The sequence below is a fragment of the Exiguobacterium sp. s138 genome (genome assembly GCF_018618775.1).
Lineage (GTDB): Bacteria > Bacillota > Bacilli > Exiguobacteriales > Exiguobacteriaceae > Exiguobacterium_A > Exiguobacterium_A artemiae.
Window position 1 is genome coordinate 447,981 of sequence record NZ_JACSMW010000002.1, and the last position, 18,607, is coordinate 466,587.

General features: G+C 50.5%; 23 protein-coding genes. 15 read left to right on the top strand and 8 right to left on the bottom strand.

Features of this window, described 5'->3' with window-relative positions:
- The first annotated feature begins 180 nt into the window (after positions 1–180).
- Positions 181–882 carry a tubby C-terminal domain-like protein gene (locus KNP91_RS06150; protein ID WP_214849153.1) on the top strand — a complete coding sequence of 234 codons (702 nt, stop codon included), beginning with the start codon at positions 181–183 and terminating at the stop codon, positions 880–882.
- Positions 883–974: 92 nt separating this feature from the next.
- Positions 975–1,343: a PH domain-containing protein gene (locus KNP91_RS06155; protein WP_214849157.1), complete on the top strand. Its 369-nt coding sequence runs from the start codon at positions 975–977 to the stop codon at positions 1,341–1,343.
- A gap of 226 nt (positions 1,344–1,569) precedes the next feature.
- Here KNP91_RS06155 and KNP91_RS06160 read toward each other — a convergent pair whose 3' ends face one another.
- Positions 1,570–1,887 (bottom strand): hypothetical protein, encoded by a 318-nt coding sequence (locus KNP91_RS06160; RefSeq protein WP_214849160.1) that lies wholly within the window; start codon positions 1,885–1,887, stop codon positions 1,570–1,572.
- Between the two features lie 85 nt (positions 1,888–1,972).
- Positions 1,973–2,593: a protein kinase family protein gene (locus KNP91_RS06165; protein WP_214849163.1), complete on the bottom strand. Its 621-nt coding sequence runs from the start codon at positions 2,591–2,593 to the stop codon at positions 1,973–1,975.
- Positions 2,594–2,737: 144 nt separating this feature from the next.
- Between KNP91_RS06165 and KNP91_RS06170 the strand changes: the two genes are divergently transcribed.
- The 5 genes from KNP91_RS06170 to KNP91_RS06190 are packed head-to-tail and all read left to right on the top strand — an operon-like array spanning position 2,738 to position 6,962.
- Positions 2,738–4,216 carry a carboxypeptidase M32 gene (locus KNP91_RS06170; protein ID WP_214849165.1) on the top strand — a complete coding sequence of 493 codons (1,479 nt, stop codon included), beginning with the start codon at positions 2,738–2,740 and terminating at the stop codon, positions 4,214–4,216.
- A complete protein-coding gene (locus tag KNP91_RS06175; protein WP_214849167.1) occupies positions 4,213–4,944 on the top strand; it encodes a glycerophosphodiester phosphodiesterase in 732 nt (243 codons plus the stop codon). Before KNP91_RS06170 ends, KNP91_RS06175 begins: the two co-directional genes overlap by 4 nt.
- 12 nt (positions 4,945–4,956) lie before the next feature.
- A complete protein-coding gene (locus KNP91_RS06180) occupies positions 4,957–5,433 on the top strand; it encodes a hypothetical protein (protein ID WP_114595697.1) in 477 nt (158 codons plus the stop codon).
- Positions 5,423–5,992 (top strand): guanylate kinase, encoded by a 570-nt coding sequence (locus KNP91_RS06185; protein WP_214849170.1) that lies wholly within the window; start codon positions 5,423–5,425, stop codon positions 5,990–5,992. The genes KNP91_RS06180 and KNP91_RS06185 overlap by 11 nt, the downstream gene beginning before the upstream one ends.
- Positions 5,993–6,047: 55 nt before the next feature.
- Positions 6,048–6,962 (top strand): phosphotransferase family protein, encoded by a 915-nt coding sequence (locus tag KNP91_RS06190; protein WP_214849173.1) that lies wholly within the window; start codon positions 6,048–6,050, stop codon positions 6,960–6,962.
- 79 nt (positions 6,963–7,041) lie between these two features.
- Here the strand turns inward: KNP91_RS06190 and KNP91_RS06195 are convergent, their stop codons facing one another.
- From KNP91_RS06195 to KNP91_RS06205, 3 genes are all read right to left on the bottom strand, one after another.
- Positions 7,042–7,965: a tetratricopeptide repeat protein gene (locus KNP91_RS06195; RefSeq protein WP_214849176.1), complete on the bottom strand. Its 924-nt coding sequence runs from the start codon at positions 7,963–7,965 to the stop codon at positions 7,042–7,044.
- Positions 7,966–8,033: 68 nt separating this feature from the next.
- Positions 8,034–8,477: a MarR family winged helix-turn-helix transcriptional regulator gene (locus KNP91_RS06200; protein ID WP_012370505.1), complete on the bottom strand. Its 444-nt coding sequence runs from the start codon at positions 8,475–8,477 to the stop codon at positions 8,034–8,036.
- 63 nt (positions 8,478–8,540) lie between these two features.
- Entirely contained in the window at positions 8,541–9,620 is a 1,080-nt protein-coding gene (locus tag KNP91_RS06205) for a GTP pyrophosphokinase (RefSeq protein WP_353048712.1), read from the bottom strand.
- A 136-nt stretch (positions 9,621–9,756) separates the two neighbouring features.
- On the opposite strand from KNP91_RS06205, the gene KNP91_RS06210 reads away from it, so the two are divergent.
- Positions 9,757–10,896 carry a Six-bladed beta-propeller, TolB-like protein gene (locus tag KNP91_RS06210; RefSeq protein WP_214849178.1) on the top strand — a complete coding sequence of 380 codons (1,140 nt, stop codon included), beginning with the start codon at positions 9,757–9,759 and terminating at the stop codon, positions 10,894–10,896.
- Positions 10,897–11,099: 203 nt separating this feature from the next.
- On the opposite strand, the gene KNP91_RS06215 is transcribed toward KNP91_RS06210, so the two are convergent.
- Entirely contained in the window at positions 11,100–11,522 is a 423-nt protein-coding gene (locus KNP91_RS06215; protein ID WP_012370502.1) for an organic hydroperoxide resistance protein, read from the bottom strand.
- Positions 11,523–11,628: 106 nt separating this feature from the next.
- On the opposite strand from KNP91_RS06215, the gene KNP91_RS06220 reads away from it, so the two are divergent.
- Positions 11,629–12,063, top strand: coding sequence for a MarR family winged helix-turn-helix transcriptional regulator (locus tag KNP91_RS06220; RefSeq protein ID WP_214849180.1), 435 nt, complete (start codon positions 11,629–11,631; stop codon positions 12,061–12,063).
- Positions 12,064–12,085: 22 nt separating this feature from the next.
- Here KNP91_RS06220 and KNP91_RS06225 read toward each other — a convergent pair whose 3' ends face one another.
- A complete protein-coding gene (locus tag KNP91_RS06225) occupies positions 12,086–12,541 on the bottom strand; it encodes a hypothetical protein (RefSeq protein ID WP_114595703.1) in 456 nt (151 codons plus the stop codon).
- A gap of 133 nt (positions 12,542–12,674) precedes the next feature.
- On the opposite strand from KNP91_RS06225, the gene KNP91_RS06230 reads away from it, so the two are divergent.
- From KNP91_RS06230 to KNP91_RS06245, 4 genes are all read left to right on the top strand, one after another.
- Complete coding sequence (locus KNP91_RS06230; RefSeq protein WP_251135912.1) at positions 12,675–13,178, top strand: PH domain-containing protein; 504 nt, start codon at positions 12,675–12,677, stop codon at positions 13,176–13,178.
- On the top strand, positions 13,175–14,629 hold the full coding sequence (locus KNP91_RS06235; protein WP_214849184.1) for a PH domain-containing protein: 1,455 nt from the start codon (positions 13,175–13,177) through the stop codon (positions 14,627–14,629). Before KNP91_RS06230 ends, KNP91_RS06235 begins: the two co-directional genes overlap by 4 nt.
- Positions 14,630–14,666: 37 nt before the next feature.
- Positions 14,667–15,593, top strand: a complete 927-nt coding sequence (locus tag KNP91_RS06240) for an alpha/beta hydrolase (RefSeq protein WP_353048713.1) — start codon at positions 14,667–14,669, stop codon at positions 15,591–15,593.
- Positions 15,594–15,659: 66 nt separating this feature from the next.
- Positions 15,660–16,445: a PP2C family serine/threonine-protein phosphatase gene (locus KNP91_RS06245; RefSeq protein ID WP_214849189.1), complete on the top strand. Its 786-nt coding sequence runs from the start codon at positions 15,660–15,662 to the stop codon at positions 16,443–16,445.
- Between the two features lie 51 nt (positions 16,446–16,496).
- On the opposite strand, the gene KNP91_RS06250 is transcribed toward KNP91_RS06245, so the two are convergent.
- Positions 16,497–16,646 carry a hypothetical protein gene (locus KNP91_RS06250; RefSeq protein ID WP_012370495.1) on the bottom strand — a complete coding sequence of 50 codons (150 nt, stop codon included), beginning with the start codon at positions 16,644–16,646 and terminating at the stop codon, positions 16,497–16,499.
- Positions 16,647–16,791: 145 nt separating this feature from the next.
- On the opposite strand from KNP91_RS06250, the gene KNP91_RS06255 reads away from it, so the two are divergent.
- Both KNP91_RS06255 and KNP91_RS06260 read left to right on the top strand, forming a co-directional pair.
- On the top strand, positions 16,792–17,385 hold the full coding sequence (locus tag KNP91_RS06255; protein ID WP_214849191.1) for a hypothetical protein: 594 nt from the start codon (positions 16,792–16,794) through the stop codon (positions 17,383–17,385).
- Between the two features lie 19 nt (positions 17,386–17,404).
- Complete coding sequence (locus tag KNP91_RS06260) at positions 17,405–18,607, top strand: hypothetical protein (RefSeq protein ID WP_214849194.1); 1,203 nt, start codon at positions 17,405–17,407, stop codon at positions 18,605–18,607.

Consider the following 18,607-nt stretch of genomic DNA (forward strand, 5'->3'; position numbering starts at 1 on the left):
ACGTCTACTGTATGTTATTCGACAAATCGGTTGTAATCCCTGTTTTTTTAACTAAAAAATGGATGTTAAAATTATTTTGATGGAAGAAGAAAGGAAAAAAAGTTACCGCGTCAGATCTACTTCGATTAGTATAAAGTCAGAAGACAGAAGATCAAGTTTTCTCAGGAAAGGAGCTCGGAAATGGTCTATTTTATCGGCATGTTTGCGGTCGGTGTGGTTGCCCTGACGGCGCGGGGACTGTATTTTGAGATATTTCGCTGGACGGAGTGGGGGAGTGTATTCGCATTTCTCCCGGCTGCCCTGTTGCTCTTTTCGATTGAGCGGCGGCAGCAAAAACAAGATACAGCGTTTGCCGGAAACGGAGCCGGTTACACGTCGCGACTCAGTGACCGGCAATCGACGGGAATCAAACAGATCTACCGGGCGGAGACGGTCGTCGGTTCCTACCGCCGGACGTTTAAACAAGTCTGGCATCGCTGGTTTGTCGCTTTTCCGAAAGTCGAGAATTTTTTTCTGAATCTCGATTTTAATCTATCGCAACGTGAACTCCGGTTCGAGGAAAAAGCGGGGCAACGGTTGTGGAGCAATCAGACGGAGTGGACAATCGAAGAGAGCGGCGAAACCGTCGGTGACATTCGAACTGAAAATACGGTCCGGCATGCTGTCGAATTCACTGAAGTACTAAGGATGACGTACCGTGGCGAGACGTATCAGATCCGGTCGCCCCGGTTATCCCGACGGATTGAGGTGAGACGTGACAAGAAAACGATTGCGACAAGTCACCGGAAACGGCACCTGCTGACGTTTGATGTCCCGGATTTTGAGACACAAGCTGTCCTGCTCGCCGGCATGATTTTGTTTCGGCTGCATTTTCGCGAGTGAAACCGGACCGTTCCGCCTGACTTGGTACAGGCAGGAAAATCAGCTATCCTAGACAGGTAACCCAATCAAAAACAGAAAGCAGGCGATGTTTGATGAGTAATCCACTGAGCCAACTCGCATGGACGTTTGTCTCCGAGTGTGACATCCCGCAAGACGTAACAGGATTATTGATTCAAGGGGAAAACGCGTTGTCCGCCTATAAAACGATCCGCGATGTCGCGATTTTTACGACACACCGGCTGATCATTCGCGACGCGCAAGGATTGACGGGCAAGAAGGTCGAAGTCTATTCGATTCCCTACAAATCCATCAATATGTATTCAACGGAAAACGCCGGCGGCATGTTTGACATCAATTCGGAAGTCCAACTGTTTACGCGGGCCGGAACCATCAAAATCAATCTCAACAAAAAGGTTGATGTCCGTAAAATTGACTTGCTGATTGCGAACGCGATTCTTTAAAAAGGGGGGCTGGACGATGAAACGAGGAATTTCAAAAACGGCGGTACTGGTTGTCGTGACGTTACTTGCAAGCCTTTGCCGGGCGAAACGAGTCCGTTAATTTTATTTCAATTCCCGTATATTATGCATAAAATGATTTTATAACCATACGAACGATTCTACTCCTTCTGAACCGTCAAATGTCATAACAGGTAAAAAAAGAAATATGTTCAAAAAAACGGATCCTTCAAGGACCCGTTCCGCAACTGACGCTATATTGTTGTGCTGTTTTTTTGCTGTAACAGATCGTCGGGGTCATCCCGGTTTCACTGTCGTAGTCGTACCACACGACATCATACATCCGGCCGTATTCCGGATCGGCCATTCGTTTGTCGAGGATGGCGGTGTAACTTTGGTACGGATGACCTGCTTCATACAGATAATGCCGGATGGCACCGCTCTCGGTCTCATTCGAAAAGACGACCGGCGACAACGGCGGCAAGAGGATCAGCAGGAGAAGAATCAGCAGACCGGACCACAGTCCGATTTTAGTGAATCGTTTCATGGAAACATCGCTCCATTTCGCTTAGAATATTACCTTATATGCACAATAATAACCGCCAATCCCAGGGATTGACGGTTATTTTAAATCAGCCGGTTTTCCGCATCGACTCGAACAATCGTCCTTTATACACGTCGGCGACCGTGTTCAAAAACGTTTCCGAGAACCGTTTAGGGAAATACGATTTTGCATAAAAGTACTGGTACGCCCGTTTTAAGTCATCCCACTGCGTACACGGATCTGTCTGCCGGAACCGGGCAACATCGATGATCCGCGTCCCGGTCGGCGTCAACAGAATGTTGCGCAGGTGGATATCGGACGGATTCAATCCGACCGAGCGGGCTTCCGTAAGCGCCCGGTCAACGGTCTCGATGACGTCGTCCGTAATGACCGTACCGCTGATCAAACATTCGAACAATGTTTGTCCTTCGATGTATTCAATGATGAGGTAATCCGGACCATAGGCATACTGTTTGGCGAATGTCGGAAAAGGGTTCAATTGTTCGTAAATCGATCCTTCAACGGATGCAAGATGCCGGTGCGACGGGAAAAACTTTTTGATGACCCGGTCGGTTCCGGTGATGCGAAATACAAAGGCGCTGCGGCCTGTTCCAATCCACTCCAGTTCGTCCGGATGGGACGTTACTGTATATCCTTCCGGAGTCTCCGTCAGCCGGATGGCACAAGCCAGTTCGGAATCTGTCTTCACACATGCCACTTCCTTTCTCTTCTTTTATATTATACGACGGTTTCCTGCGGATGGTTTCATAAAACGGCTCCTGTGTGAAAGTTTTGAACATTTTGTGATATGCTGAAATCGTAAGGCAACTACTTAGCTCAAGGGGGCATTTTGATGACTACTTTACAACAATGGCGTGACCATTTTGAAGCGCTTCGTGCATACGATGAAGCTGTCGCGTTACTTTACTGGGACATGCGGACATACATGCCGGAACAATCGGCCGACAACCGTTCAAAATCGATCGGATTCCTGTCGACGGAAAGTTTCCGCCGCCGGACGGGGACAGCGTATCAAACGTTGCTCGAAGCGATGGGCCAAGAGACGTTGACAGGCGTCGAAGCGGTCTCATACGCAAAAGCGAAACAAGCGTACGACCGGGACTCGAAGATTCCGGAAGCGGAATACCAACAGTTCATCACGTTAATTTCAGAAGCGGAAAGTGTCTGGGAAAAGGCGAAAGACGCGGATGACTGGGACTTGTTTGCACCTTACCTGGAAAAAATCGTCGCCATGGAACGGAAGTTCGTCGAATACTGGGGGTACGACACTCATCCGTACGATGCATTGCTGCATGACTATGAACCGGGCATGACCGTTGCGGAACTCGATCCGTTATTCGCTGAACTGCGCCAGGCGATCATCATGCTCCTGGAACAGCTCGACGGGAAAACGTTCCCGACGCTTGATTGGTCGGCCGACCGCGAGACTCAGATCCGATTGAATCATGAATGGCTGCAGGATATCGGCTATGACTTTACGGCAGGACGACTCGATGAGACGGTTCATCCGTTCCAGACGACGATCAACCGGAAGGATGCCCGGGTGACGACGAAATATGACGAATCCGACTACCGTAATTCCGTTTTCGGAACGATGCATGAAGCGGGACATGCGACGTATGAACAAGGCATTGATCCGAATCTTGATACACTCGGACTCGGTGAAGGGGCTTCGATGGGGATTCACGAATCACAATCGCTGTTCTTTGAAAACTTCATCGGCCGCAACCAAGGGTTCCTGTCCGCCCGTTATGCCGGTCTGCAACGGGCGATACCTTCATTGACGGATGTCCCGTTTGAGACGTTTTATGCGGCTGTCAACGAAGTCAAACCGTCGCTGATCCGGATCGAAGCGGACGAACTGACGTATGCCCTGCATATCATCATCCGTTACGAGCTGGAAAAACGTCTGATTACGGGCGAACTCGAAGTCAAAGACCTGCCGACGGAATGGAACCGTCTCTACAAGGAATACCTCGGGGTCGATGTTCCGACGAACGCAAAAGGTGTTCTGCAGGATGTCCACTGGTCCGGCGGATCGTTCGGTTATTTCCCAAGTTATGCGCTCGGACTCGTCTACAGTGCTCAGCTGAACGAAGCGTTGCGCCGTGACGTTGCGGATGTCGATCAACTGATTGCCGACGGGACATTGGCACCAATCAAGGAATGGCTGAACGTCAACATCCATCAGCACGGAAAAGCGAAGACCCCGGCGGAATTGATTCAAGCGGCGACCGGACAATCGATTTCCGTTCAACCGTTGATCGACTACCTGACGGCGAAATATACGCGGGTCGTCGAAGCATTATGATGAAGTGGTTCGCTCATCGCGGAGCGAGTGATCGGTTTCCGGAAAATACGCTCGAAGCGATTGAAGCGGCGATTCCGTATGTCGACGGCATTGAATTTGATGTTCATTTTTCGCGCGACGGTGTCGGCGTCATCATTCATGACGAGACGGTGAACCGGACGACGGACGGAACGGGGCGGGTCGTTGATTTGACGCTGGCTGAATTGAAGCGGCTGAATGCGGGAGCGCGGTTCAAAGGGAACGGCGGACCGATCCAGACGACGATTCCGACGCTTGACGAAGTCCTCGAATTACTTGCGCCGACCGATCTTTTACTCAATATCGAGCTGAAGACAGATACGATCCGGTATCCCGGGATCGAAGCGTACACACTCGAACGGTGTCGTGCCCACGGTATTGCGAATGACCGCCTGATTTTTAGTTCGTTTAATCATTATTCGGTCGCGACCGTCCGGGAACTTGATCCGACGATCGAGACAGCGATTCTCTATCCGTATCCGTTGTACCACCCGGAGCAGCAAGCCATCCTGCTCGGGGCAAAGGCGATTCATCCGGATTACCGCCGCGTGACACGAGAAGATGTCATCCTTGCCCATCAGGCCGGGATTGCAGTCCGGGTCTATACGCCGAAAACGGCTGCTGATGTCAGACGGATGATGGAGATCGGGATTGACGCCGTCATCGTCAATGATCCACAAGCATTTCAGAAAAGTCTATCCATCCCATAAGGAGGTAGCGTCATGCGGAAGGAGCATCTGTTCATCATTTTAGCGTCATTGGTCGCACTCGTCATCGGTCTGCAGATTGGTTTTGCCAGTCTGCCGGCACCAAAACCGAAACAGGTCGAGGAATCGGTGACGCGACCGGATGATTTTCAGGCAGGACTCCGCGACGCCAAAACCGAATTAAAGATGGTACAACGGTTTGCCCGTACCAGCACGCTCGAGCACACTCGTTCGAGCCAAACCTGGATTTATTCCAGTCCGACACCGACGCGTATCGCCGTCGATTGGTATTACGTTGCGAGTTATCCTGAAAAAAATGTTCAGATGACCCGAAATGACGTGTCCCGGATTTTAACGTATGACCGGTACCTCGTCGTCATCCGCCCGATTTACGGGGTGATCGAAGACAGTGAACTGGAACAATTTGCGCTTCGCTTTTCGAGCTATTTCATGACAGTACAACAACAAAAGGAGGATGACGATGTCAGGTAAAATCATTCTGTTGATTGGTGGATCGGGCAGCGGGAAATCTTCCTTGATCAAACGCTTACGCCAGGAATATGAACGGGTCCGCTTTATTCCGTCTGTGACGACACGTCCGAAACGTCCGACGGAACATGACGGGGAAAGTTATCATTTCGTTGACGTCAAGACGTTCCAACAATTGATCCAGGAGAACGGATTCATTGAGTATGCCCACGTACATCGGGCATGGTACGGTACGCCACGAAAGGCATATGAAGAAATTTTAGCGACGGACGGAATCGTCATCAAGGATATTGATCCGAAAGGGGCGGCAGCGTTCAAGACGTTGTTTGCCGATCACGTCATCACGATTTTCGTCTCCGTTCCGCCGGATTTGATGAAGGAACGGTTGCTGATGCGGGGGGATACGCCGGAGTTCGAGGCACGGCTCGTCGACTACGAAGATGCGTGGAAAGAGCGCGATCATTACGATTATATGATTGAAAACATCGACTTTGAACAGGCCTATGCGGATCTGTTGAGTATCATTTCCGCCTATATTCCCGGACAACCGTCCGAATCGTAACAGCAGGGAACCATCCCTGCTGTTTTTAGTATCGTTAAGGAGAGGGGGAACGTGGATGGATGTCTGGCTACGGCTTTTGCAGGCGGAACCGGAGCTCCGGTCCTTGACCGGCTGGGACCGTCTTGCGACGCGCTATACCGATTCACCGAAATACACGGCGCACGACGCCAGCGGAGTGTCCATTATTCATACCGCTCCGCTGGCATCATTGGCGCGGAAAAAGCGGGAGTTTGAGCTTTTGCAGCAGTTACGACACGAGGGGTTGCCGGTCCCGAAACCACTTGATTTAAAGCAGATTCCGGCAGCGGCTGTCTGTTACAGCCGCTATCGTTTTCTCGAAGGGAAGACGATCCAGGCATGTTTACCGCTCAGTCGGGACAAGGCGTACCGACTCGGTCAGGAGACGGGCCGCTTGTTACAACGGATCCATCAGCATGAGATGCCCCGGGCGACCGAGTGGGCGATCCGCTGCCTCGAAAAACACAAGCGGTATGTTGCGCTGTACCAAGCAGAAAGACCGTTGACCGACGATTCAATCATCCTGTCCTTCATTGAACGAAACATCCATTTGATCGCGGGACGGCCGAATCGGCTGCAACACGATGATGTTCACCTCGGAAATCTGATTACGGACGGGGAACACCTCGTCGGACTGATTGATTTCTCGAATCACGATGTCGGTGACCCGTGGCATGACTTCGTCAAAATGGGACTGTTTCAGGTAGACGACAGTATTCCGTTTGCCGTCGGTCAAGTCGACGGTTATTTTGCAGGGGATGTTCCGGAGCTATTTTGGCGTGTCTACAGCGTCTATCTGGCGATGGCTTGTATTTCATCGATCGTCTGGACAAGCCGGCATGCACCGGAGGAAACGGACCAAATGCGCCGGCGGCTCGAACGTGTGTTGTCCGATCACCGGCGGTTTGAGTGTGCCGTCCCGATTTGGTATGCAACGTTTGACCGGACGTGATCGTCTGAGTAGACTTTTCGTTCGACCGGAAAAGCCGTGCCTTCACCGATTGATTCGGTCAGGGCACGGCTTTTTTGGTTCAGTTTCCGTCCCAGGTCTCGTCGACACGGGAGGCATAAAAGCGCAGGGCGCGGGCATAAGCATGGATTTCCGGATTTCCCGTCGTATCGACAAGCGTTCCGATCAACCGTTCGATTGCTTCGGCCGATCGGTCGAGATTATGTAACGTCAGTGCTAAAAATGTCTGCAAAACGGCATGCTGCGGAAAATGGACGAGTCCTTCCGTCAGCGTCCGGTAGGCATCATCGTACCGTCCGAGGGCACGGTACGTACTGCCGAGTCCGACGTACGCCTCCTGTAAATCGGGCGCAGCCAGACCCTGTTCGATGGCAGCGACGTAATGCGGAACGGCAGCGGCTTCCTCTCCGAGATTATCATGACACCAGGCCATCTGATAATGAATTTGTGGATCGTCCGGAGCCTGATTCAGGTAAGAGGCGACGACGGCTTTTGCGGCGTGATACTGTTTCGCTTGACGAAGACGCGAGACGGCTGTCCGGTCAAACCCGACCGCAGGGGAGAGATCATCTGACGGACGGTAGACGAAGGTCAGCTGCTGACTCGATGGTCCGTATGAAACGCTGGAGCGAAACGGCAGACCGGCCCTGGAGGCGACAACGAGTGCCGGTTCATTGTCCGGGTCCATCGTGGCCACCACCTGTTGATAATCGAGTGTCTTGAAACTGAGCGTCAGCATGGCAGGAAATGCTTCCGTGGCATATCCTTGTCGTCCAAACAGCGGATCGATCTCGCAGTCGATTTTGGCCGAGCGGACTTCCGCCTGACGGATTGGCGAGATTCGGATTGTCCCGACCTTCGTTTCATCGTTTGAACGAAACAGACCAAACGTGGACGTGTCTGTTGCAGACCGGACCGGTTCGTGTCGGAAAGGCAACGGTCGAATTTGTAAGCGCGCAGTTTGAATCGTGATGGCATCTGTCATGTCAAGGCACTCCTCGCGTTGGATATCATACAAAAACCCTTCAACCGGTCAGGCTGAAGGGTTGAATGTTAATTTTGCTGTTCGAGTTTCGTTAACAGTGTCCGGAACGTATCGAGTTCGGCATCCGAGAAGTCAGCGAAGACGTCCGACAGGTATTCCATCTTCATCGCTTCAAGCTTCCCGTACAATTCAATCCCGTCTTTCGTTGCCCGGAGTTCGACGACACGACGGTCGAGTTCACTGCGTTCGCGTGAAATCAGCCCTTTTTTCGTCAATTCATCGGCCAGTGCCGTGATCATACTCGCTGAAAACTGAAATTCGTTGGATAAAGCCGATGCGATTTGGGGACTACTTGTGCAAAGCGACTTCAGGATAAAGAATTCGTTTCGCGTCAAGTAAGTCGTGAACATGCTGCGGACATCTTTTTTGATGGCGCGGTAGTTCATCCGTAACCCTTTTTCTGTATCCACGATCAACTGATCGCGATTTGCTACTTCTAATGTAGTTGCCATAGTTTCACTCTTTCCATACCGTAGTTTCTTCTTCCGTGATTTAGTATAGTGAAAAATTTTAGTTTAATCAATATTTTTCTCTTGAATCATCTGTTTACTTAACGGTTGGACCTGCTTGATGATGTCCTCGACGTTCCGGAGCTCCGGATAGAACCGGCGGAAGAAATAGTCAATCCGGTGTGGATCGTTCCCGGCGATTGTCACGGCCATACAGATGTAGGCGATGCCGATTCCTTGACGGGGAAGGAACGGGTTCGGCATGACCTGGGCACACTTCAAGGCGAGCGGGCTGTGGACGGCGACGGCTTCAATCAATTCTCCATAATTCCGGATATCGACATAATGGAACATCCGGATCAGTTCATTGATCAACTGCTGATCAGAATCGAGCATCATCTGGGACGTGACCAGTTGTTTGTCGAGATCGTTGATGACAGCGGAATGGTCGATGAAATAGTTTAAGTTATCGGAAGTGATCCGGACCTTTTGCGGATCCGATAAGATTTGCTGGACCGTTTCGTCTTCGAATTGCTTCAATTGTTTTTTGATGTTGACGAATTCCTGATCGGCGATTTCAAGGAGTCCGGCAACCCGGCTGAAACTGCGGCGAACTTCGGCCGGCACACTGTTCGGATTTTTGTACCCTAAATCGTGCTCAATTTCCGCCCAGGCATGCTGGAGAATCGACCGGATCTGAATTTCGGCTGTATGATCCTTAAAACGGCCGTATTCACTGAGCGCGAGCCGCTGTTCATTTAAGGCGGCGACGAAATGGACCGACAGATAACCGAACTCGGTCGTATCGAGCAACGTGGATTTGTCGACGGATTGATCCCGGTCGATTGAAAATTCATTTTCGATGATCCGGGCCGCTTCCCGGACATCATCGTGAAAGTACGTCACTATCCGGATTCCCGTCAAATCGTGCACATCCCGGAGCGATTGGTATTTATTCGGTTGCCGTAATACTTTTTGGTACAGGCTGTCGGACTCTTTCGTCCGGGCGACGATCGAATGGTATTTGATGCCGGCTGCATCGAGCAATTCCGATAATAAGACTTTTAATTTATCGGCAAAGGCGTCATAGTCTTCCTTGTCATTGACATATTCAAGCATCATCGTATTTAAGTCCTGTGATTGCACGGAATTCACCTTCCTTGTCATGTCTTCTTCTGACATTATTGTAGCACTCGTTTTCACCGGACGCACGGAAGGACCCTGTTTCAAGGAGGACGCTTCGTGGGAAAGACAGAGTAGAACATCTGGGAGGGGTGCTAGAATGGAAATTTTGGACGCGCGGGCGTTGCCAGCTGATCATTCTGATATCTTACATGTCACACCATCATCGGTTTATTTCCGCCGCCGACTCAACGACAGTCAATTTCATATCAGCCGGTTTGATTTAGAAGATCAAGAACAGGTCGATCTGACGCCGGAAGTGTTGCAGGACCACGGACCAACCCGGCCGTTCGTCAAAAAGGGAAAAGTGTATTGCCTGAATGAAAAAGACCGGGAAGAGGGCGGTGAGACGCAATTGATTTCGATTGACCTGCATTCAGGAAAAAGCGAGCATCTCGCGTCGTGGCGTCTTGGAGGCGATTTGACGCTCTACTGGGTCCTGAATGAGCGGTATATGGTCTTGTTGCATGTCGATGAGGGGACGACCGCCTTTTTGTATGACGTCGAGACGACGCGTCAGCATCCGATTAAAGATGAACGGTTGTATGGCATCACGGAAAACTACCGTGAACTATATTTTTTCCTCGTCACTCTAGCGGATGCCGATTATATCGTCTGCAATGCCCGGCTTGATGAGTTCTCCTTTTATGATGCGCTGGAAAGCGGAGTCATCTCACCGGAAGATCCAATCGACCACTCGGAAAGTCTGTTGATTGCTCCGTTGTCGACGATCGTCACGGAAATCGAGCAAGGCGTGGAACACCTCTCCTTCCGGACGTTGTTGCGGCTGGATGGGGAAGGCGATACCGTCCAGTACCTGGGTGAACAGGACGGCCATCTCGTGTTTAGTGCTTATACGGAACGCCTGAATGAAGAAGTGTTTTATGAAATCAAGGAACAATCGGCCGTTACGGAGCGGGAACGGATTCGCTGGAGTGATTTTGAACCGCTTGACTTCACCTATGACGATGTCGAGTCGACGATTTTCATCGTCAATGACCGGTCGGATCAGCACCATGAAGTGATGAATCTGCGGACGGGTGCCCGCTACCTGGACCGTGACCCGTTTGAGCGGGTGTTGCGCGACCGGTTTTACCTGCATGAATCGATCGGGACGGATGCTGAACCGATGGTCACGGTGTATGATGGTGAGCAGGCGGTGCGTCACCGGTTCGAGGATGCTTATTATATGATTGTTTCCGGAGAACTCGTCATCCTTTCCGTCAATCAATTAAAATGAACGAAACAGCCGAACAATCCAGGGAATCACACTGTGAAGAAGACAGTGTGATTTTTAAACAGAAGATATATTTATTTCATATACCGTAATCATTACATAAAAACAAACTAAAAAATGAAGAGTATAAACTTAATTCCGTCAAAAACAATAAAAAACTCCTCTCTGTCAGCGAAATACGCCAAGCAAGAAGAGGAGTGGTATGCTTATTCTGAGTCAGTCGTCCGTGTGAAGATGTCGACCTGAATATTTCCAGCTGTCGCACGTGAGTAAGGGCAAACACTGTGGGCGAGTTTACCAAGCTCCGCAGCTTGTTCTTCTGAAACACCACGGACAAGAACATCAAGTTCCACTGAAAGTGTGAATCCGTCTGTAGCTTCATTAAGTGTGACATGTGCCGTTACTTCACTGCCGTCATGCTTGATGCCTTGTTTCCGAGCGACAAGGTTTAACGCGGAATCAAAACAAGCCGAGTATCCAGCAGCAAATAATTGTTCCGGGTTGGTTGCTTGTTTTTTAGATCCCGGTACAGGCATGGCGAGTGCAACGTCTAAGATACCGTCTTCCGATACGACGCGACCGTCACGGCCTCCGACAGCTGTAGCAGATGATGTGAACATTGGTTTCATAATGATAACTTCCTTTCGGGTTGGCTGATTAATTTAAGTAGCTTACAATTAGATTGTATACAATCTATATAAGAACGCAACTATTATGCTTGAAGGAGGAACTTATATGCCGAATCCTTTATTACTGGAGGAACAACTTTGTTTTCCGTTTTATGCGATTTCTAGGGAAATTACGAAACGGTACCGTCCCTTGCTTGAACCGCTGGGGTTAACCTATCCGCAATATTTGGTCATGCTTGTCCTGTGGGAGCAGGATCAACAATCATTAAAAGCGGTCGGAGAACGATTGCACCTCGATTCGGGAACATTGACACCCTTATTAAAAAAATTAGAAGCTTCCGGCTTAGTCGAACGAGTCAAAAATCCGGCAGACGAACGGCATATTCAAATCACGTTGACGACAGACGGGCAGGCTCTTCGAAAGGAAGCCGAACAAATTCCGCTCGCTTTAAAAGAATTACTGGGTGTATCGGATGAAGATTTGGAACTGGTCAAACAGACATTAAACCGTCTGACCATAAAAATGAACGGGACTGATTGACAGCCCCGTTCATTTTAAATGTTTATTTGCGGCGGAATCCTTCTTCTTCAAGGTAGTTCGCTGCTTCTTTATACGAATTGAACGCTCCGTCAAGCAAGTCGCCCGCATACACCAACCACGTGTCGAGGTCTTCGTTTAATAACGTCAATTCGAACTGGTTGTCGTTGACCCATGTTTCTTCCAGCGTTTCGACTGTTTCGACCGTCTCGAGTGCTTTGATCGCATCTTGTAACAAAAGGATTAAAGCGGGCTCGGAGAATTCACGGATGTTGACGAAACCTTTCCGGTCCGTCTCATATCCCGGTAATCCTGCAGCGTAAACAAAACCGTTGCCGTTCGGGTGAAGATGATAGACGACGATTTTTTTCTCGAACTGACTCTCCGGGAAGTGGAAATTGACACGGTTAAGCGAAACTTCTTTCCGGACAAGTTGCGGGAAAGTCTCGATGATGTTTAATTTTTCTTCAAATGTTAGCATGGTTCCTCCTTGAAATACATTTCTACTCTCTTATATATGCGATGATTCGCAGTGAAATGTCAACGTCTGTTTGATGACAATGAAACTTGAGCAAGTCTCTTCCCGTATGGAAAAAGGAAAGGCAGGGGATTGGATGCAACCAAATCAACCGACCGGGGACTGGCAACGTCTGCCACGTGCCTCGGTGACCGCCGAACGTCAATACGTCGGTATTAAGTATACCATTTATCTGTTGCTCATCGGAACGGCAACCGTGGTTCAGATCAAGTGGCTTGATCTGTCTCCCTGGTGGATGTGGATTCTGGCCGGTCTGTGGACAGGATTCTTTTTACTTCAGTTCGTCTACGTCCCGAAGATCCGACAACGGTATTTTAAATACCGGGTGGATGATGAATTTTTAGTCGTTGAATTCGGGATTTTTATCTTACGGCATGTCGTGACGCCGCTCGTCAAAGTACAAATCATCGATACATCGTCCGGTCCGTTGCTCCGTCGTTTGAACCTGATGAATATGAGCGTGCATACGGCGTCCGGACAAATTGAGTTACCCGGACTTGAGGTGACACAAGCCGGCATCTTACGGAAGCGGATTGAACGATTCGCCAAACTCGAGGAACAGGAGGAGGAGTCGTTATGACACGGAGGGTGCATCCCCTGTTCATCTTAATGACGACATTGACACAGCTCCGGTCACTCGTCATTCCAATTGCCGTCATCCTGTTTAATGATTTGAAAAATGACGGATTCGGCATGTATACGATGATTGGTGTCGTGGTCATCAGTTTCCTGTTACTCGTGTTCGGCATCATTTCCTGGTACTTTTATACGTTTACGATTGATGAACAAACGATTCGGGTCAATAAAGGGATTTTCCGTAAAAGTGAGCGGACGACGCAACGTCAGCGGATCGAGTCGATCGGGATCAATCAAAACCTGCTCGAGCGGATTCTCGGTTTGGCGACACTGACGGTCGAAACGTCATCCGACAGCGGCAAACCGGAAGTCGAATTAAAAGGGGTCCGGCTCGAGTTTGCCAAACAATTGAAATCGACGATCGGAACAGCGGTCTTGCCACCCGCCGAAAATGCGGAGACAGCCGTCACCTATACGGTCGGCTTAAAGGATTTAGTGACGGCAGGGGCATTATCCGGCCGGCTTGGTCTGGCACTCGTCGGATTCGGAGCCGTCTATCAGTTCGCCAACCGGTTCATCGAGCCTTACATCAGCCGGGCGTTTGACGAATTGTTGCATTTATCACTTATGATTTTGCTGATTCTCGGCGGAATGCTTTTACTCTTGATTTACCTTGGCTCGATTTTGGTTTTCGTCCTCCGGTACGGTTCCTTCCGGGCGACACGTGATAAACAACGGATGACGATTGGCTACGGCCTCTTGAACCGGACGGAAATCGTCTTTCATCAAGATAAGGTGCAGGCACTGGTCATCGAGGAAAGCTGGATCAAACGGCGTTTGAAACGGGCGCATCTCTCATTACACATTATCTCGGCAAGCGGTGAAGAAGAGAAGCTGCTCTTGCACCCGTTTATCCGCACGAGTGAGATCGACGATTTTTTGAGTCGGTTTTTACCGCGGTTTCAATTGCAAAATCCGCAGAAACGAGCCGTCGACCGGGGATTTTTTTACATCGTCCGCTGGCCGTTGCTCGGCTACAGTCTGGGGTTACTTCTGTTGAACGGGGCGATGCTCTATACGTTACCGGAACCATTCCGATATTTCGGATTACCGTTTCTTCTGCTGTTGCCTGTTTATTACGCGGTCGCACGGTCGGGCTATCAAAACACCCGTTACGGGCATCAGGATGATTTGTTTGTCCTCCGCAAGGAACTCGTCAACCGGGAAACGATTTATGCGCCGCGCCTCAAGATTGAAGCCTTCTCGAGCCACGTGTCCCGTTTTCTCGAACACAAAGATATCCTGAAGTTTCAGCTTACATTACGCGGTTCAAGTGTCTTTCATGCCGGTTACTTTACACAGGCAGAGTTTGAAGACGTACTGCGTTGGTATCAACAGACTTTTCTCAAGCCACCGGCTCCACCGGCAGGGACACGGCTGTCGGATGACGAATAGCTTCTGAAAGAAACAGATGACAAAAGGAGTGAACGTGGTGCGCAAATGGATTTTGATACTCTTGCTGATCCTATTCGGAATCGGAAGTCTGATCGGATATGACGGCTACCGGTTACAGCACACTTTAACAAAAGCGTCCGACCGCTCTCGTCTCTTGCCTGCGAAGCAAACCAATCCGGACACAACGGATCAGGCATGGATGAAGCGGCAGGATGTGAAAACCATCCAATTAAAGACGACCGGAGAAGCGCGCGTCGGTCGTTACCTGACCGCTTCTCCCGCGTCCGACAAGACGGTGGTGCTCCTTGCTGATGATGTGCGCCTCGGTTCCTCCGAGACGGAACCACTCATCCGCTTTTATCAGGAACAGCTCGGATACAACGTATTTGTTCCGGACCGCCGCGGTCAGGGAGGCAGTAAAGGACCATTGAACTATGGTTGGCTTGACCGGCTGGATTTGATCGAGTGGACCAATCAATTGATTGAGGAGACCGGAACCCGTCACATCATCTATCACGGACTGGGTGTCGGAGGGGCGACGGCACTGCTCGCAGCAGGAGAGCCGACCGTTCCCAAACAAGTCAAGGTCGTCATTGCCGAAGGCGCATATGCCCGTCTGGATGATTGGCTCCAGTCCCTTGCCAAAGCAAATCTGTCGTATCCGGCCGGTCCGTCGCTTGCTGTGGCAAGTATCTTGAATAAAGTCGAACAGGACTTCTTTTACGGGGATGTTTCCGTCACGCGGCAGATGAGCCGGATCATGGTGCCGACGTTGTTCATCCAGGGAACGGAGGACAAGATTGTTCCAGCACGGATGGTCTATGAGCTGTATCAGGCAAAACCCGGGATCAAACAATTGTATCCGGTCCGCGGAGCGGGTCACGGCATGACCTATTCCGAAAATGCCGGGAATTACGAAAAACGTCTGCGTTTGTTCGTTCAACCTTTTGTCACGACCCCTTAACCGGTCGTGTCATGAGGGTGGAGGAACGCGGGGTGAACAGACAGATTGAAAGGGGTCACAACAGAAATGACGGATTTGGTTTGGGTAGGCAATGAAACACCGTTCGTCGATGTCATCTCCATTGAATCGGTCGGACCGATCACGGTCGGACGATTCGGAGGATGCAGCCGTTCCGGACAGACTAAAAATGAGGACGGTTGTGTCGTCTGGATCGGGGAGGACTGGGAATGGACGATGCTCCTCGACGCGCATGATACGGCGGAAAGTGCCGTTTTACTAACCAACTACTTTACCGTGCATCGTGCAAAAATCGAACGGATTCTGAACGAACCTCCGGAAACACTATTCTCCGAGCTGGAACGGCAGGTCGTATCCTTGTTGCAAAACGAAGCCTTCCGGACTGCCTGTCAAGACGTACAGGGCGAGACCGCCTGTCTGTTTCTTGTCCGAAAAGGAAAATATGTCTGGTGGTTATCGGTCGGCGATGTCGTCGCTTATCTATTCCATCCGGAGTTAAGTAAACATCTACAGTACAAATTAAACGAGCGACAATTTTTTGAATGGATCGGACGGGTCAATACATTCGATTTACCGGTTCCGTGCTACAGCCGGGGAATTCGTGAATTACGTCAGGGAACCAATCAGCTGTTGTTGACGACGGACGGATTGATTGAATGCCCGGGAGCCCCGTTTCAGGACGGAAAACAGATCGAAACGATTCTGAACACTTCAACGGTTGGGGTTAAGACATTACTGACGACAATCGAGCAGCTTGGTGTCCGGGACAGCACGACCATCTTGGCCTGGACGGTCGAGGTCGAGGAAAGCGTCACGATGCCCGGAAATGCATAATAAAAAAGCATGACCCGTCTTTTCCGTTGATCAGGGAAAGGGGTCATGCTTTTATTCGGTTGTTGCCGATTCGGCATCCGTCTGGTTCGTTTGTAACGGAATCGGTTCCTGTGCCTCTTTTTCGGTATGCGCCAACGGCAGGGCAATCCCGACGCTCGTCAGTAAAGCGATCAGCGCCGTGTTCGTTAAGGTTTGGTACATCGGTCTCTCTCCTTTTTCTGAAATTGTGTCACCTTTTTAACTATTCTGAATATTTATTCGCGATTCGTCAATTAATCGTCATCTTCCCGGTAGTCTTTTTTTCCTTGAAACCGGTATACTTAAACGTGAAAAAGGGGGATCTCGCTTGAAACTTACTAAAGCCAACACACGAATTCTAGAGTCATTATTACCACGGTTGAACCTGAACGTCGAAGAACCGGAACGGACGGATATCGAACGCCGTCTCCAAGCGGATCTGTATGAAGCCCAGCGCTTGCAAAAACCGTTTGAAACCGTCCACGGACAATCACCGGAAGAACGGTTGAATCAAATGATTGCCGAGATTCCGGAATTACGGCGGATTGAAACTCAGAAGCGCTGGACCCGGAATTATATCTCGACGATTTTGATGTTTATCTTCATCGAAGGAATCGATGGAATCTTCCAGTTCGCTCTCGCAGATTACATTTTATTTTCGATCATCGCCTTGTTCCTGATTGATGCGATGTCGATCTTAATCACGTCGCCGAAAATCCGCGACGTCAAAAAACGGGTCTGGATTCAATTTTTAGTCAGCTTTATCTTGTTTGCGACGTATAAAGCGGTTTTGATTCAATTCGTGCCGAATCCCGTCGTCCTGATGCAAGTCAGTGGCACCCCGGCGTATCTGATCGGAATCGCCGGATTGGTCGGTCTTTATCTTTACTGGTCCAAAAATCCGCTTCGTAAACGCGCATAAGGCAGAAGGAGGGAAAAAGATGGAATTCACGCACTGGAAAAGACGTTTGCAAGATCATCTGGAACGGATGGGGTTTGATTTACGGATCGAGCGGCTTGCCATGCAGGATATCCTGAAACTTGAAGCCACACATGGTGCTTTCTTATTTTTCCCGATTACGATCAACTTATATGAACGGATGGGGTGGCAGATGGTGGCCATCGAATCCCATCATCCGGAAAGCGTCGACGATTTGTTTGCTGAAGCCCAGGTCCAGTCCCTGTTTCAAATGACGATGATGACGTTCGAAGAGGAAGAGCGGGAATACATTTTAGGTTTTTACAGCAACACCGGCCGTTATCTGACGGATACACTCTCGTTGACCGGACAGCTCGTCCGTGTCATCGAAGAGGAGTGGAACGACGGCGAACCGCTCCGGATTGCTACGTTCGAACCGTTCCCGGGTCTGTTCGTCGCTCCATCCTTTGCCCATCAGACCTATGCCTTTGCGGCGGTTGAAGACCACTGGCAACTGTTCGTCGGGCGGACGGGACGTCCGGCAAGTGATTACCGGCTTGACGGGACGGTCCTCGCACCGCACCGTGTACCGGAAAGCGAATTGTTCACGCGGATTCCATTGGCTGTCCCGCTCCACGAGTTCGAGGATGTCCGGACCCGGTTGCAGGCGGAACGAACGGAAGTGCAATCATTTCTTGCACAGGTGATGGCGGTCATGCAGGCTTACGATCCGTCGTTCGGTTTCGCCTGGCGCGGGACAGTAACGTTTTTCCATGGTATTCCGGTCAATCCGTTTGCCCAGCGCCTGTGGCTTGACGATGGACAAAAGCGTTTCCGGATCATGCAGCAAGGATCGCGACGGATCTTGGCGCTCGGGGACACGGCACCGGAGGCCATCGAACGACTCGACGAAGCGGTCGGGGCGGGGGAGCCGGACGGAACTCCCGTCAGTGCCGTCGGTCAATTGCTGTTAGGGATCTGGAAACAGTTCGAGTCCGACGAGACGACCTATTTGACGGAAGTCTCCTGTGAAGGGATTTCGAGACAACAGGTCGAAAACCGGGTCCGCAACGCCTTGGCACGGCAGGAAACGATTGATTGGATCGTCCGGGCACAAAACAGTAATGACAGTTGCCGATTCGCGGGACTGACGATCACGTTTCCGCATCGTCCGCCGGGGCTAGTCCGGATTCAGCGGACGGAAGATCTGACCGGAAACCGGTGA

Coding starts and splice junctions, on each gene's coding strand:
- KNP91_RS06200 (WP_012370505.1), bottom strand. CDS start 8,477: ATGGCAACTACATTAGAAGTAGCAAATCGCGATCAGTTGATCGTGGAT.
- KNP91_RS06170 (WP_214849165.1), top strand. CDS start 2,738: ATGACTACTTTACAACAATGGCGTGACCATTTTGAAGCGCTTCGTGCA.
- KNP91_RS06220 (WP_214849180.1), top strand. CDS start 11,629: ATGCCGAATCCTTTATTACTGGAGGAACAACTTTGTTTTCCGTTTTAT.
- KNP91_RS06215 (WP_012370502.1), bottom strand. CDS start 11,522: ATGAAACCAATGTTCACATCATCTGCTACAGCTGTCGGAGGCCGTGAC.
- KNP91_RS06180 (WP_114595697.1), top strand. CDS start 4,957: ATGCGGAAGGAGCATCTGTTCATCATTTTAGCGTCATTGGTCGCACTC.
- KNP91_RS06245 (WP_214849189.1), top strand. CDS start 15,660: ATGACGGATTTGGTTTGGGTAGGCAATGAAACACCGTTCGTCGATGTC.
- KNP91_RS06155 (WP_214849157.1), top strand. CDS start 975: ATGAGTAATCCACTGAGCCAACTCGCATGGACGTTTGTCTCCGAGTGT.
- KNP91_RS06160 (WP_214849160.1), bottom strand. CDS start 1,887: ATGAAACGATTCACTAAAATCGGACTGTGGTCCGGTCTGCTGATTCTT.
- KNP91_RS06175 (WP_214849167.1), top strand. CDS start 4,213: ATGATGAAGTGGTTCGCTCATCGCGGAGCGAGTGATCGGTTTCCGGAA.
- KNP91_RS06185 (WP_214849170.1), top strand. CDS start 5,423: ATGTCAGGTAAAATCATTCTGTTGATTGGTGGATCGGGCAGCGGGAAA.
- KNP91_RS06210 (WP_214849178.1), top strand. CDS start 9,757: ATGGAAATTTTGGACGCGCGGGCGTTGCCAGCTGATCATTCTGATATC.
- KNP91_RS06225 (WP_114595703.1), bottom strand. CDS start 12,541: ATGCTAACATTTGAAGAAAAATTAAACATCATCGAGACTTTCCCGCAA.
- KNP91_RS06250 (WP_012370495.1), bottom strand. CDS start 16,646: ATGTACCAAACCTTAACGAACACGGCGCTGATCGCTTTACTGACGAGC.
- KNP91_RS06150 (WP_214849153.1), top strand. CDS start 181: ATGGTCTATTTTATCGGCATGTTTGCGGTCGGTGTGGTTGCCCTGACG.
- KNP91_RS06260 (WP_214849194.1), top strand. CDS start 17,405: ATGGAATTCACGCACTGGAAAAGACGTTTGCAAGATCATCTGGAACGG.
- KNP91_RS06195 (WP_214849176.1), bottom strand. CDS start 7,965: ATGACAGATGCCATCACGATTCAAACTGCGCGCTTACAAATTCGACCG.
- KNP91_RS06190 (WP_214849173.1), top strand. CDS start 6,048: ATGGATGTCTGGCTACGGCTTTTGCAGGCGGAACCGGAGCTCCGGTCC.
- KNP91_RS06235 (WP_214849184.1), top strand. CDS start 13,175: ATGACACGGAGGGTGCATCCCCTGTTCATCTTAATGACGACATTGACA.
- KNP91_RS06230 (WP_251135912.1), top strand. CDS start 12,675: ATGCAACCAAATCAACCGACCGGGGACTGGCAACGTCTGCCACGTGCC.